The organism is Micromonospora sp. CPCC 205554 (assembly GCF_036902745.1).
GTDB lineage: Bacteria > Actinomycetota > Actinomycetes > Mycobacteriales > Micromonosporaceae > Micromonospora > Micromonospora tulbaghiae.
Genome location: NZ_JBAKHP010000021.1, coordinates 37,663 through 51,039, shown reverse-complemented (window position 1 = coordinate 51,039; position 13,377 = coordinate 37,663). Strand labels below are relative to the sequence as shown.

The window sequence follows — 13,377 nt, the reverse complement described above, 5'->3', positions numbered from 1 at the left end:
ACGGAGCAGGGGTAGACCTTCCCGGGCTCAATTTGACAACGCCGGGCCGGATCTGTCCTACGGCTGATCCGGCCCGGCGCCGGGTCAGTCGCCGGAGCCCAGAGGTAGCGGCGCGGGTGGCCGTGCGGCGGCGGCGCGGCTGCGCAGCCACTGCTTGAACCACGGGGTGTCGGGCAGCCGGGCGAGCAGCGGTCCGGTCACCACCGTGATCAACACGTACGCGGTGGCGAGCGCGGCGAGCTTCGGCTCCACCGGGTAGATGGCCGCGACGGCCAGTCCGGCGATGACGATGGAGAACTCGCCGCGCGGGGTCAGCGCCAGGCCGGCCCGCCAGCGTCCGGGCTCGGCGATCCCGGCCCGGCGGGCGGCCAGGTAGCCGGTGGCCACCTTCGTCGCCATGGTCACCACTGCGAGCAGCAGCGCGGGCAGCAGCACCGGTGGCATGTCCAGCGGGTTGGTCACCAGACCGAAGAACACGAAGAAGACCGCGGCGAACAGGTCACGCAGCGGGGAGAGCAGCTCGGTGGCGTGGTGCGCCACCGGCCCGGACAGCGCGATGCCCACCAGGAACGCGCCGACCGCCGCGGACACCTGGAGCTTGGCCGCGACACCGGCGACCAGCAGGGTCAGGCCGAGCACCCCGAGCAGCAGCGCCTCCGGATCCTTGGCGGAGAGCGCGGCGGAGATCAGGTGGCCGTACCGGATGGCCACGGCCAGCACGACGACCACGGTGAACACCGCGATGGCGAGCGCGATGCCGCCCTTGACCAGGCCGACCCCGGCGAGCAGCGCGGTGACCAGCGGCAGGTAGAGGGCCATCGCCAGGTCCTCGATCACCAGGACGGAGAGGATCACCGGGGTCTCCCGGTTACCGACCCGGCCCAGGTCGCCGAGCACCTTCGCGATCACGCCGGACGACGACACCCAGGTCACGCCCGCGAGCACCACCGCCGCCACCCAGCCCCAGCCGAGCAGGAGCGCGAAGGCGAAACCGGGCAGCGCGTTGAACACCGCGTCGATCACGCCGGCCGGCGCGGCGGAGCGGAGGTTGCCCACCAGCTCGTTGGCGCTGTACTCCAGGCCGAGCATCACCAGCAGCAGGATCACGCCGATCTCCGCGCCGACGGCGAAGAACTCCTCGCTGGCGTTGAGCGGCAGCAGACCACCGTGCCCGAACGCCAGGCCGGCGAGCAGGTACAGGGGAATGGGCGACACGCCGAAGCGACGGCTCAGCCGGCCGAGCAGGCCGAGCAGGAGCAGCAGCGCACCGACCTCGATGAGCAGGATTGTGGTTTCGTGCATACGCGTCAGCCGTCCGGATCGGTCTCGGCGAGGATCGCGGTCACGCCGTCGAGCCCCTGACGGGTACCGACCACGACGACCACATCGCCGGCCTCGAACCGGAAGGTGGGATCGGGCGAGACGTTCACGGCGCCCTGACGCAGCACGGCCACGATCGACGCGCTGGTCCGGGTGCGCGCCTTGGTGTCCGCGAGCCGCTTGCCGACGTACTTCGACCCCGCCGGGATGGCGATCTGCTCGGTCAGCAGCCCGGCTGCCTGCTCGCGCAGCCCGGAGAGCTGACCCAGCATCAGCGACGCGCCGAGGATGTCGGCGAGCGCCTCCGCCTCGTCGTCGGTCAGGGGTATGTCGTGTTGGCAGGAGTCGGGATCGTCCGGGTCGTAGAGGACCAGGTCGCGACGGCCATTGCGGTGGGAGACCACGCCGAGCCGGCGGCCGGACTCCGTCATCAGATCATGACGTACGCCGATCCCGGGCAGGGCGGTCTGTTCGACACGTACTCGCACGCGGGTGAGGCTACTCCGGGCGCGCACGTGCTGGTTCCGGGGTGGATCGGCCGCCCGGCGGTGCGGGGTCAGGGGGTGTCGTCGCGAGCGGTGACATAGGTGCCCTTGCCCTGATGTCCCTCGACCAGACCTTCGGCCTGAAGGATCAACAGCGCCGAGCGGACCGGCTCCGCGGACACCTGGTAATGCGCGATCAGTTCACGCAGGGAGGGGAGTTTGTCGCCAGGGCCGTACTCGCCCGAAGCGATCTTGTCTCTGATGTCCTGCGCGATTCTCTGACGGTCCGAAACTCGGGGCATGGCGGCAACTCCTGGTAGGCCCCAAGATCTTCCCACGAGTCAGACCGGTCAGCCAACACTTCGCGTGCTAAGCATGCTCACTCCTTGTCATGCAATGCTTTGCATTGTATGTTCCTCGTGCGGATGCCTTCGGCGGAACGCCTGGTAGGCAAACCGGCCCCCGGTTGGCAGCCGTGGTCGGCGCGACTGGTCGTGCGCGGCCAGTCGTGTCGCCTCACCCGTCTCCTTGGTTCGGAAGAAGGGACAGCGTCGTGCGCAACCTCCTGCGAATACGTCCGAAGCGGCGGAACGCGGGCCCGCCCAACTCCGCGCCGGTCGGCGCCTACCGTTCCGCGTCGTACCTTCCGCTCCGGCCCTGGCAGGTGCGGGGCCACCGCTTCACGACGTGCCGTCGAGGGCTGGACCCGGCCGAGGTCGCGGCGTTCCTCGATCGCGTCGCCGGGGACCTCGCCGCCGCGTACGCCGAAGTCGCCAGGAGTCGTGAGGAGACGGCCCGGATCAAAAGCGCGTTGCGCGAGTGGCAGTCCCGGCAGGCCCCGTCGATGCGTGACCTGGCCGGGCGGCCGTGACCGGGCGGTACGTGATCCATCTGCCGGTACGCGCGGCTGATCTGGCTCGGGCGAAGATGCTCGGTCGCACGGCCGGGCGGTCGCTGGCGTTCCTCGCGGTGGTGGAGCTGGGCGGGATCACCGTCTCGGCCGAGGACGACCAGGCCGTACGTCATTGGGTGTTCTGCGACCGCAAGCTGGACGGCGGCCGGCGTTGCGTGCTGCGCGCCGACCACGAGACCCCTTGCCTGGCGCGCCTTCCACGTCGCTGAGATCTTGGTAGGAAAGGGCCCTCGGAAGGGCCGTTTCCTACCAAGATCTCTCCGGCCGGACCGGCAGGCGGTGACTCAGGTCACAGGGGTGGACTTGAGCGGAATAGACTCAACTCTGGTTGTGTCATGTCCAGTGGACACGCCGATCCGGGGGAGCCCATGAACACGGAACGCCTCACCACCAAGAGCCGCGAAGCCATCACCGGTGCCGTCGCGCTGGCGAACCAGCGCGGTCACGCCACCGTGGAGCCCTGGCACCTGCTGCTGTCACTGCTGGACACCGAGGGCTCGACCGCCGCGGGCCTGCTCCGCGCCGTCGGGGCGGACCCCGCCGAGCTGCGCCGCGTCGCCCAGCGCTCGGTCGACGCGCTGCCCGCCGCGCGCGGGTCGAGCATCGCCGAGCCGACGCTGGCCCGTGAGTTCGTCAACGCCATCGGCGCCGCCGAGCAGATCGCGCGGCCGCTCGGCGACGAGTACACCTCCACCGAGCACCTGCTGGCCGGGCTGGCCCGGGTCGGTGGCGCTGTCTCGGTCGCACTGAAGAACTCCGGCGCCACCGAGGAGAACCTGGTCGCCGCGTTCCCGACCGTCCGGGGCGGGGACCGCCGGGTCACCACCGCCGACCCGGAGCAGACCTACCAGGCCCTGTCCAAGTACGGCGTCGACCTGACCGCCAGCGCCCGCGACGGCAAGATCGACCCGGTGATCGGCCGGGACTCGGAGATCCGCCGGGTGATCCAGGTGCTGTCCCGGCGTACGAAGAACAACCCGGTCCTGATCGGCGAGCCGGGTGTCGGCAAGACCGCGATCGTGGAGGGCCTGGCCCAGCGGATCGTGGCCGGTGACGTGCCGGAGTCGCTGCGGGACAAGAAGCTCGTCTCGCTCGACCTCGGCGCGATGGTGGCCGGCGCGTCGTACCGGGGTCAGTTCGAGGAGCGGCTGAAGTCCGTGCTGGAGGAGATCAAGAACTCCGACGGCCAGGTCATCACGTTCCTCGACGAGCTGCACACGGTGGTCGGCGCCGGCAAGGGCGAGGGCTCGATGGACGCCGGCAACATGCTCAAGCCGATGCTGGCGCGCGGCGAGCTGCGGATGGTCGGCGCGACCACGCTCGACGAGTACCGCGAGCACATCGAGAAGGATCCGGCCCTGGAACGCCGCTTCCAGCCGGTGCTGGTCGGCGAGCCGACCATCGAGGACACCATCGGCATCCTGCGCGGGCTCAAGGAGCGCTACGAGGTGCACCACGGCGTACGGATCACCGACGCCGCGCTGGTGGCCGCCGCCGCGCTCTCCGACCGGTACATCACCGACCGGTTCCTGCCGGACAAGGCGATCGACCTGGTGGACGAGTCCGCGTCCCGGCTGCGCATGGAGATCGACTCGCGGCCGGTCGAGGTGGACGAGATCGAGCGGGCGGTACGCCGGCTGGAGATCGAGGAGATGGCGCTGGCCAAGGAGCCGGACGCCGCGTCCGCCGAGCGCCTGGAGCGGCTGCGCAAGGAGCTGGCCGACAAGCGCGAGCAGCTCACCGCGCTCTCCGAGCGCTGGCAGACCGAGAAGAGCCACATCACCAAGCTCTCCACCGCCAAGGAGGAGCTGGAGCGCCTCGGCGGCGAGGCCGAGCGGGCCGAGCGCGACGGCGAGCTGGAACGCGCCGCCGAGCTGCGGTACGGCCGGATCCCCGCGCTGCGGACCGAGCTGAAGCAGGCAGAGGAGGAACTGGCCCGGCTCCAGGCCGACGGCGCGATGCTCAAGGAGGAGGTCGGCGCGGACGACATCGCCGCCGTGGTCGCCTCCTGGACCGGCATCCCCGCCGGGCGGCTGCTCGAAGGCGAGACGGCCAAGCTGCTGCGGATGGAGGAGTCGCTGCGCGCCCGCGTCGTCGGTCAGGCCGAGGCGGTCGGCGCGGTGTCCGACGCGGTACGCCGCGCCCGGGCCGGCGTCGCCGACCCGGACCGCCCCACCGGCAGCTTCCTGTTCCTCGGCCCGACCGGCGTCGGCAAGACCGAGCTGGCGAAGGCGCTCGCCGAGTTCCTCTTCGACGACGAGCGGGCCATGGTCCGCATCGACATGAGCGAGTACGGCGAGAAGCACTCGGTGGCCCGCCTGGTCGGCGCCCCGCCCGGGTACGTCGGCTACGAGGAGGGCGGTCAGCTCACCGAGGCGGTACGCCGCCGGCCGTACTCGGTGATCCTGCTGGACGAGGTGGAGAAGGCCCACCCGGACGTCTTCGACGTGCTGCTCCAGGTGCTCGACGACGGCCGGCTCACCGACGGTCAGGGCCGTACCGTGGACTTCCGCAACGCGATCCTGATTCTCACCTCGAACCTGGGCTCGTCGGTGATCAGCGACCTGACGCTCACCGAGAACGAGCGCCGGGAGGGTGTGCTCGCGGTGGTCCGGTCGCACTTCAAGCCGGAGTTCCTCAACCGGCTCGACGACATCGTGGTGTTCGCCGCGCTCCAGGGCGAGGACCTGCGGTCGATCGTGGACATCCAGCTCGACCGGATGCGGACCCGCCTTGCGGACCGCCGGTTGGCACTGGACGTCAGCGACTCCGCACGCACCTGGCTGGCCGAACACGGGTACGACCCGATCTACGGCGCCCGGCCGCTGCGCCGGCTGGTGCAGTCGGCGATCGGCGACCAGCTCGCGAAGGCGCTGCTGGCCGGCGAGATCCGCGACGGCGACACGGTTCGCGTCGACCTGTCCGACTCCAAGGAGTCCCTGGCGGTGACCGCCGCCTGACCCACCCCACCCGCACGAAGGCCCGGCCTCCAGCCGGGCCTTCGCCGTCCCCCCGGGCGCCCCTGCCCCGCCTCGGTGATCAAGGAGTTTGGGTCCTCTGGAGGCGGCTGCGGGGACACAAACTCCTTGATCAACAGGGAAGCCGAGGGCGGGGACGGGGAGGACCGGGGGTGGGTGGCGGGCGGCAGGGGTGAGGGGTTGGTGGGGTGGGCACATAGTGGGGCATGAGCGGGAGCTGGGAACGGGAACTGGACGCGGCCGTGCGGGAACTCGACGGTGCGGACACCCTCGCCTTCGGCGGGGTGGGGCTGGCGGGGCAGATCCTGCCCGCGACCGAGGCGTACCGGACGCTGGAGCAAGCGCTGCGGGAGCACCCGGAGGCGGCGCGCAAGCGGATCGACAGGTTGCTCCGCAAGGGTTCGCCGGCCGGCCGGGCGTACGCGGCGACCCTGCTGGAGGCGGTCGACCCGGCCGCGGGGCGGGACGCCTGGGCGCGGCTGCGCGGCGACGACGGCGAGTTCACCACGTTCTCCGGTTGCCTCATGGGCCGCGCCACGCTGGGCGAATACGCCGCCGAGCGGCTCGCCGACGGCGCGCAGTAGCTGACCGCACACTCAGCGAACAGGACTTCATCAGGCGTGCGTGCGGTTGTTACCGTTCCCGCCGAGCACGTTGGGGGAGGCGGTCGTGAACGGTTCGTTGGCGTACGTGGTGACCACGCTGGGGTGCCTGGTCGGGGTGGCCGGTGTGGTGATCGCCGTCATCGCGGTACGGAAGTCCCGATCGGCGTCGCGCCCGAGGACGAAGGCGGCGCTGGGCGACCCGTTCCGGGACCGGGACGCCGACGCGCTGCGTGGCGACCCGCGCGCGCTCAAGCCCGGCGACATCGTCGAGATCCGTACGGTGCCGTACACCGTGCGCGGCTCGGTGCACCTGGTCGAGGGCGGGTGGAGCTGGGCGGAGCACCTGCTCGACGACGCGGGCGGGGTGAAGCGCTGGCTCTCCGTCGAGACCGACCCGGACCTGGAGATGGTGCTCTGGACCAGCGAGCCGGGCGCCACCGTCACACCGGGCGCCCCGACGCTGGAGATCGCCGGCCGCCGCTACAACTGGGACGAGTCGGGCCAGGCCCGGTACACCGCGACCGAGGGCACCGGCCTCGACCCGAGCGGCACCATGCGCTACTACGACTACCAGGCGCCCGGTGGCGCGCGGCTGTCGTTCGAGGCGTACGGGGAGGCCGGCTGGGAGGTCAACCTCGGCGAGGAGCTGCGCCGCGCCGAGGTGATGATCTACCCGCAGGGCGGCCCGGACACGGTGCGCTGACGTGCTCGTCTGTCTGGACGCGCCCTACGTCGACACCAGCGCCGCCGATCTGAGCCTGGCCCTGGGCGGCCCGGAGCTGCCGGCGCTGGCCGTACGCGACATCGACCTGCCCGGCCTGCCCCGGCTGCGGCTGCGCCTGCTCGGCGCCTCCCACCAGGTCGTGCTTGGCACGCTCACCGAGACGGTCGCCTGCCTGCCCGGCCGCCCGCCGCACCTGCCCGGCACGCTGCACGACGAGACGGCCGGCTACCGGTTCCTCGCCACAGTGCTCCGGCCGGAGGGCGACGGCCTGCGCACCCGCGTCGCGGCGCTGCGCGCCGAACTGGCCGCCGACCCGTACGCGCTGATCGGCGTCTTCCCCGGCGACGAGGACGCGGTCACCGCGCTCTCCGTGCGGCCCGGCCCGCCGGACGGCGCGCTCGCCTGGCGCACCTGGCACGCCTACCCGCAGACCAACGAGCTGGTCCTGACCGAGACCGTGGTGGAGGAGCTGTGACGTACCGACGGTGGTTCGTGGTGGGCGTGGCGGTCGCCGTCATCGGCGCGCTCATCGCCGCCTTCACGATCTTCTACGGCAACTTCTCGCCCCGCGGGTATGTGGAGGACAACTTCTCCCGCGCCACCGGGCGGGACATCGGCTCGAACGCGATCGCGTACACCTCGAACAAGGCGCCGAGCGACGTGTCCAAGCAGATCACCGACGCCTGGAAGCCGGCCGACCAGTACGTCGACGGCAGCGGCGTCTACCTGCGCTACGACGACGACTCGGTGGTGATCCTCCCGCTCGCCGTCGGCTCGGTGATCCTGCTGGAGAAGATGACCACCGCCTACCCCCGGTACCACGGCGTCGTCGGCAACAGCTGGGGCTGGGGCCGAGGCAGCACGGTCCGGGGCGGCGGCCCCGGTTCCGGCAAGTAGCCCCTCCGACCACCTCACCCTGGAGTCTCCTGTGCAGCATCTCGTCACCGACCTGCTGGTCACCCTCGCCTACGGCGCGGTCGGCGTCGTCCTGATGGCGATCGGCTACGTCCTGGTCGACCTGGCCACCCCCGGCAAGCTCCACGAGCTGATCTGGACCGAGCGCAACCGCAACGCGGCGCTGCTGCTCTCGTCCAACCTGCTCGGGGTGGGCACGATCGTGGTCGCCGCGATCGTCGCCAGCGACGACGACTTCACGCTGGGGCTGGTCGGCGCCGCCGCGTACGGCATCCTCGGTCTGGTGATCATGGCGGCGGCGTTCGTGCTGCTCGACGTGGCCACCCCGGGCAAGCTCGGTGAGCTGCTCGTCGACCCCGAGCCGCACCCTGCGGTGTGGGTCTCCGCCACCGTGCACCTCGCCACCGGTGCGATCATCGCGGCCGCGATCATCTGATGAGCGGCAAGCCCGCCAAGCACCAGGTGGGGAAGGACAAGCGCACCCAGACGGTGATCTGGTCCGTGGTCGTGGGAGTCGTGGTGGTCGTCTGCGCCATCGGCGCGTTCAGCGGCGACTCGGACACCTCCGTCCCCGCGCCGGCGGCCGACGAGCGCTCCGGCACCGTGCCGATCCTCCGCGCCGCCGCCGACAGCCAGGGCATCTGCTACGGCTGGGAACTGCTCGACGTGTACGACGAGGTGAGCGTCGGCTCCAACCTCGGCGACGGCACCACAGTCGTCGACGCGCCCGGCTGCACGCGCTGGCTCGCGGTCTCCGCCAACGTCAGGTACACCTCGTCGAGCAGCGAGTCGGAGGACTCCGCCACGATCCGGATCAAGGGCTCGGACGACATCGAGTTCGCCGACCTCGCCGCGATCGAGACCCGGCTGGGCCGGTTCGGGCTGGACGAGGACGCGTTCGTCGACGACCCGGGCTGGGCCGTCACCCGGGCCGCCACGATCCTGCCGCTGCTCGCCGCCGAGCGCGGCCTCGCCGAGCCGGCCGCGACACCCACCGCCGCGCCGTCGACAGCCGCCGCCCCGCTGCCGGACGCCGGCAACGACTTCTGGCGGGACCGCTGGATCTACGTGCTCAGCTCGGTCGGCCTGTTCCTGCTCGCCGCGCTGTTCCTCGCCGTGGGCGTGCGACAGCGCCGCAACCACCGGGTACGGGTGCCCGCGCAGCGCGCCGGGGCGGGAGCCGCCGGACGTACCCGGAGCAGACGGTGACCGTCGACGTGGCCGCACGGCCGCGGTGGCGCCTGGCCCGCGCGGCGGTCCTGCTCGCGGTCTTCGTGTGCGCGGCCTGCGGCCTGGTGTACGAGCTGGCGCTGGTCGCGCTCGGCAGCTACCTGATCGGCGACACGGTCGGTCAGGCGTCGATCGTGCTCGGCGTGATGGTCTTCGCGATGGGCGTCGGCGCGCTGGTGGCGAAGCCGTTGCAGTCCCGCGCGGTGGTCTCGTTCGCGGTGATCGAGCTGACGCTGGCGCTGCTCGGCGGCCTCTCCGTGCTCGGCCTCTACGCCGCGTTCGCCTGGCTCGACCTGTACGGCCCGGCGCTCGTCGGCACCGCGTTCGTGCTCGGCCTGCTGATCGGCGCGGAGATCCCGCTGCTCATGGTGATGCTGCAACGCATCCGGGAGCAGTCCGCGGGCAGCGCGGTGGCCGACCTGTTCGCCGCCGACTACGTGGGCGCGCTGCTCGGCGGGCTGGCCTTCCCGTTCCTGCTCATCCCGGTCTTCGGCCAGCTCAAGGGCGCGCTCGTGGTGGGCGCGGTGAACGCGGTCGCCGGGGTCGTGCTCGTCTTCACCGTGTTCCGCGCCGAACTCGGCCGCCGGGCGCGGGCCGCGCTGGGCGCCGCCACCGTCGTGGTCGGCCTGCTCCTCGGGTACGCGTGGGTGACCGCCCACGACTTCGAGGTGACCGCGCGTCAGCAGCTCTACCGCGATCCGGTGGTGCACGCCGAGCGCAGCCGCTACCAGGAGATCGTGCTGACCCGCTCGGTGCGCGAGCCCGGCCACTCCGACACCGACCTGCGGCTGTTCCTCAACGGCGACCTGCAGTTCAGCTCGATCGACGAGTACCGCTACCACGAGGCGCTCGTGCACCCGGCGATGCGCGGGGCGCACGGCGACGTGCTGGTGCTCGGCGCGGGGGACGGGCTGGCCGCGCGGGAGATCCTCAAGTACCCGGACGTGCGCTCGGTGACGCTCGTCGACCTCGACCCGGCCGTGGTCGAGCTGGCCCGCCGCGAGCCGCAGCTACGTGAGCTGAACCGGGAGTCGCTCACCGACCCCCGGGTACGGGTGCTCAACCTGGACGCGTTCGCCTGGCTGCGTACCGCCACGGACCGCTTCGACGTGGTGATCGCCGACCTGCCCGACCCGGACGAGACGGCCACCGCGAAGCTCTACACGATCGAGTTCTACACGCTGGTCCGGCCGGTGCTGGCCCCCGGCGGTCGGCTCGTCGTGCAGTCCGGGTCGCCCTACTTCGCGCCCCGGTCGTACTGGTCGATCGAGCGGTCGGTCCGCGAGGCGGGCTTCGCCACCGTGCCGTACCACGTCGACGTGCCGAGCTTCGGCGACTGGGGGTTCGTGCTCGCCGCGCCGGGCGACGTGGCGCCGGAGCTGGCGCTGCCGGCCGATCCGCCGCCGCTGCGTTTCCTCACCCCGGCGGTGCTGGCCGCCGCCGGCACGTTCCCCGCCGACCGTGCCCGGCTGGACGTGCCGGCCTCCACGTTGTTGCGGCCGAGGGTGCTGGACTACGCCCGCGAGGAGTGGCGCGGCTACTAGGTTTCGGGACATGCCACCCGAATCACCGCGCCACCGACCGGGCATCGGCTGGCTGGTCCGCCGGCTGCCGACCCGGGCGGTCGAGGCGGCGTCCTACCTCCAGGCGTTCGTGCTCTCCGGCGTGGTCACCGTGCTGGCCGTACGGGCGTACCTGAAGGCCACCGACTATCCGCAGCTCGGTGGAGGCGGGCTGCACATCGCACACGTCCTCTGGGGCGGCCTGCTGCTCGCCGTCGGCCTGGGCGTCCCGCTCGTCTTCCTCGGCGGCGGCGCCCGCACCGGCGGTGCGGTCGTCGGCGGCATCGGGTTCGGGCTGTTCATCGACGAGGTGGGCAAGTTCGTCACCACCGGCACCGACTACTTCTACGCACCCGCCGCCGCCATCATCTACGTCGCGTTCGCGCTGCTGGTCCTGCTCACCCAGGCGGTACGCGGACGCACCGGCCGGTCCCGGCTGACCCCGGCCGAGCGCACCGCGAACGCGCTGGACATGGTGCTCAGCGGCCTGCCGGGCGGGCTGACCGACCGCCGCCGCATCGCCGTGCTGCGGCTCGTGCAGGGCACCGGACCGGCAACCGAGACGGCGATGGCGCAACTGCTGGACGCCGTACCCCACCGGGAACCGCCGCCGGTGCCGCTCTGGCAGCGGGCGGCGGACCCGGCCCGGCGCCTCGCCGTCTGGGCGGCCGGACGCCGCTGGCTGGTCTGGCCGGTGGTGGTCTACCTGGTGGTGGAGCCGGTGCTCACGGTGGTGGCGGTGTTCGTCGACGGCGTGACCGGGAAGCTGGACCAGGAACGGGAATGGGGCGCGGTGCTCGGCGTCAGCGCCACCGCCCTGATCACCGCCGTGCTCGGCCTGTGGGCCGCCTGGCTGCTGCGCCGTAACCGGGCCGAGGCGTTCCGCCTGTTCAAGCTGGCGCTGCTCGTCGACCTGCTGTTCGGGCAGGTCTTCAACTTCACGGTGAACCAGTTCGGCGCGGTCTTCGCCGTCGCGCTCGACCTCTCGCTGCTCGGCGTGGTCACCGCCGAGCACCGCCGGTTGCGGCGCGCCGCCGAGAGGTGAGCCGTTCCGGCGTGCTGAGCTGGTGGAAGATCGCTACGGTGGGCTTCTGATCCAGGAAGGGAGAATCATGGTCGATGCTCCGGGCACCCCGCCCCGCACGCGTCCCGGCGTGGTGACGCTCTCCAGTTGGCTGCTCATCCTCGTCGCCGCGATCCAGGTGCTGAACCTGATCGTGGCGTTGGCCGTCGTCGGCAAGATCCGCGACGTTCTCACCGACGCCTACGCGGGCACCTCGGCCGAGTCGGCCGCTGACATCGCGTACGCGTTCAGCATCATCACGGCGGTCGTGTCGCTGCTGATCGCGGCCGGGCTCGTCGTCCTCGCGCTGTTGAACAACCGGGGCAAGAACGGCTCCCGGATCACCACCTGGGTGCTGGGCGGCATTCTGTTCTGCTGCACCGGCGGCGGGCTGCTGACCGGTCTCACCGGCGGCATGACGGGCGGCGGCACCACCACCGGTGACGTGCCCAGCTCCGAGGAGATCCAGCGCCGGCTGGAGGACGCGCTTCCGTCCTGGTACACCCCGGTCAACCTGCTGCTGGGCCTGGTCGCGCTGCTCGCCCTGCTGGCCGCGCTGATCCTGCTGGCGCTGCCGAAGGCGAACGAGTTCTTCCGCAAGCCCAAGGCCGGCTGGGAGCCGCCGGTGCCCGGTGGCGCCTACCCGGCGTACCCGTCGCACCCGGGCCAGCCGGGGGATCCGGCGTACCCGTCGTACCCGCCGGCTCCCGGCACGCCGCCGTCGACGCCCGGCGGTCAGCCGCCGTCCGCGCCGGGTGGTCAGCCGCCGTCGACGCCGGGTGGCCAGCCGGGTGAGCGCCGCGACCCGGAGCCGCCATCCGGAAGTTGACGTCCGGATAGCAGCGACGCCGACGATCCCTCCGAGTAGGTTGCAAGCCGACGCCTACCGGAGGGATCAGTCGTGTCGTACCCCGATCGGGCCGCACCCCGCCGGCCCGGCACGGTCCTCGCCGCGGTGACGCTGCTGCTGGCGATGGCGGTCGGCGCCGTGGCGTACGCGGTGGTCAACCTGGCGGTCAGCGGCGGCACGGTGGACCGGTTCCGGGACGCGGCGGCGGAACGGACCGGCGCGAGCGGCGGCGACATCGACCAGGTGGCCGGCCTGCTGCGCGGCTCCACAGTGCTGGCCGCCGTGCTCGGCGTGCTCGCCGGGTTGCTGCTCGTCGGGCTCGCGCTCGGCCTGCTCGCCGGCCGCTCCGGCGCCCGCACGGCGACCTGGGTGGTCGCCGGGACCGGCCTGCTCTGCGGTTGCTGCGGGCTGGCGGTGCTGATCGGCCAGCGAGCCGCCCCGCTGCGGCTCGGCGCGGACGACCGGATCACCGCCGACCTGCTGGGACTCGTCGGCGACGCCTACCCGTCCTGGTGGATCCCGGTGAACGCGACGCTGTCGGTGGCGCAGATCCTCGGCTACCTGGTGGTCGCCGTGCTGCTCACGCTGCCGCCGTCCGGCGCGTTCCTGCGCCGCCGCACCGCGCCGCTGCGGCTGTCCGGCTACGGCTCGACCGTGTCCGGCGCGACCGCCCCCGGGCCGACGCCCTGGGGACCGCCACCCGGCCTGAACCCGCCCGCCTCCGCCCCACCG

General features: G+C 72.2%; 15 protein-coding genes and 1 pseudogene. 13 read left to right on the top strand and 3 right to left on the bottom strand.

Annotated elements, in window-relative coordinates:
* Nucleotides 1-84: 84 nt before the first annotated feature.
* The 3 genes from V6U82_RS22765 to V6U82_RS22755 form a co-directional block, all read right to left on the bottom strand.
* Nucleotides 85-1,302 carry a cation:proton antiporter gene (locus tag V6U82_RS22765; protein WP_128137996.1) on the bottom strand — a complete coding sequence of 406 codons (1,218 nt, stop codon included), beginning with the start codon at nucleotides 1,300-1,302 and terminating at the stop codon, nucleotides 85-87.
* A gap of 5 nt (nucleotides 1,303-1,307) precedes the next feature.
* A complete protein-coding gene (locus V6U82_RS22760) occupies nucleotides 1,308-1,808 on the bottom strand; it encodes a cation:proton antiporter regulatory subunit (protein WP_091416018.1) in 501 nt (166 codons plus the stop codon).
* Between the two features lie 68 nt (nucleotides 1,809-1,876).
* Nucleotides 1,877-2,107: a winged helix-turn-helix domain-containing protein gene (locus tag V6U82_RS22755; RefSeq protein WP_281579381.1), complete on the bottom strand. Its 231-nt coding sequence runs from the start codon at nucleotides 2,105-2,107 to the stop codon at nucleotides 1,877-1,879.
* A gap of 251 nt (nucleotides 2,108-2,358) precedes the next feature.
* On the opposite strand from V6U82_RS22755, the gene V6U82_RS22750 reads away from it, so the two are divergent.
* From V6U82_RS22750 to V6U82_RS22690, 13 genes and pseudogenes are all read left to right on the top strand, one after another.
* The gene (locus V6U82_RS22750) at nucleotides 2,359-2,676 is read left to right on the top strand and encodes a DivIVA domain-containing protein (protein ID WP_412098840.1); all 318 of its coding nucleotides are present in this window, start codon (nucleotides 2,359-2,361) and stop codon (nucleotides 2,674-2,676) included.
* Entirely contained in the window at nucleotides 2,673-2,927 is a 255-nt protein-coding gene (locus tag V6U82_RS22745; protein ID WP_120572377.1) for a hypothetical protein, read from the top strand. Before V6U82_RS22750 ends, V6U82_RS22745 begins: the two co-directional genes overlap by 4 nt.
* Nucleotides 2,928-3,086: 159 nt before the next feature.
* Nucleotides 3,087-5,678 (top strand): ATP-dependent chaperone ClpB, encoded by a 2,592-nt coding sequence (gene clpB, locus V6U82_RS22740; protein WP_120572376.1) that lies wholly within the window; start codon nucleotides 3,087-3,089, stop codon nucleotides 5,676-5,678.
* 224 nt (nucleotides 5,679-5,902) lie between these two features.
* Nucleotides 5,903-6,280 carry a hypothetical protein gene (locus V6U82_RS22735; protein ID WP_334464311.1) on the top strand — a complete coding sequence of 126 codons (378 nt, stop codon included), beginning with the start codon at nucleotides 5,903-5,905 and terminating at the stop codon, nucleotides 6,278-6,280.
* An 85-nt stretch (nucleotides 6,281-6,365) separates the two neighbouring features.
* Nucleotides 6,366-7,004 (top strand): DUF4178 domain-containing protein, encoded by a 639-nt coding sequence (locus tag V6U82_RS22730; protein ID WP_334464309.1) that lies wholly within the window; start codon nucleotides 6,366-6,368, stop codon nucleotides 7,002-7,004.
* Between the two features lies 1 nt (nucleotide 7,005).
* Nucleotides 7,006-7,500: a DUF2617 family protein gene (locus tag V6U82_RS22725; protein ID WP_334464308.1), complete on the top strand. Its 495-nt coding sequence runs from the start codon at nucleotides 7,006-7,008 to the stop codon at nucleotides 7,498-7,500.
* Nucleotides 7,497-7,922 (top strand): DUF4247 domain-containing protein, encoded by a 426-nt coding sequence (locus V6U82_RS22720; RefSeq protein ID WP_334464307.1) that lies wholly within the window; start codon nucleotides 7,497-7,499, stop codon nucleotides 7,920-7,922. The genes V6U82_RS22725 and V6U82_RS22720 overlap by 4 nt, the downstream gene beginning before the upstream one ends.
* Before the next feature lie 31 nt (nucleotides 7,923-7,953).
* Entirely contained in the window at nucleotides 7,954-8,376 is a 423-nt protein-coding gene (locus tag V6U82_RS22715) for a DUF350 domain-containing protein (RefSeq protein ID WP_030269725.1), read from the top strand.
* Nucleotides 8,376-9,149 (top strand): hypothetical protein, encoded by a 774-nt coding sequence (locus V6U82_RS22710; protein WP_334464303.1) that lies wholly within the window; start codon nucleotides 8,376-8,378, stop codon nucleotides 9,147-9,149. The genes V6U82_RS22715 and V6U82_RS22710 overlap by 1 nt, the downstream gene beginning before the upstream one ends.
* Nucleotides 9,146-10,714 (top strand): polyamine aminopropyltransferase, encoded by a 1,569-nt coding sequence (locus tag V6U82_RS22705; protein ID WP_334464301.1) that lies wholly within the window; start codon nucleotides 9,146-9,148, stop codon nucleotides 10,712-10,714. The genes V6U82_RS22710 and V6U82_RS22705 overlap by 4 nt, the downstream gene beginning before the upstream one ends.
* 64 nt (nucleotides 10,715-10,778) lie before the next feature.
* A complete protein-coding gene (locus tag V6U82_RS22700) occupies nucleotides 10,779-11,777 on the top strand; it encodes a hypothetical protein (protein ID WP_334464412.1) in 999 nt (332 codons plus the stop codon).
* Nucleotides 11,778-11,844: 67 nt separating this feature from the next.
* Entirely contained in the window at nucleotides 11,845-12,624 is a 780-nt protein-coding gene (locus V6U82_RS22695) for a hypothetical protein (protein ID WP_128138747.1), read from the top strand.
* Between the two features lie 72 nt (nucleotides 12,625-12,696).
* A pseudogene (locus V6U82_RS22690) lies at nucleotides 12,697-13,344 on the top strand (hypothetical protein); the annotation flags it as partial.
* Between the last annotated feature and the right edge of the window lie 33 nt (nucleotides 13,345-13,377).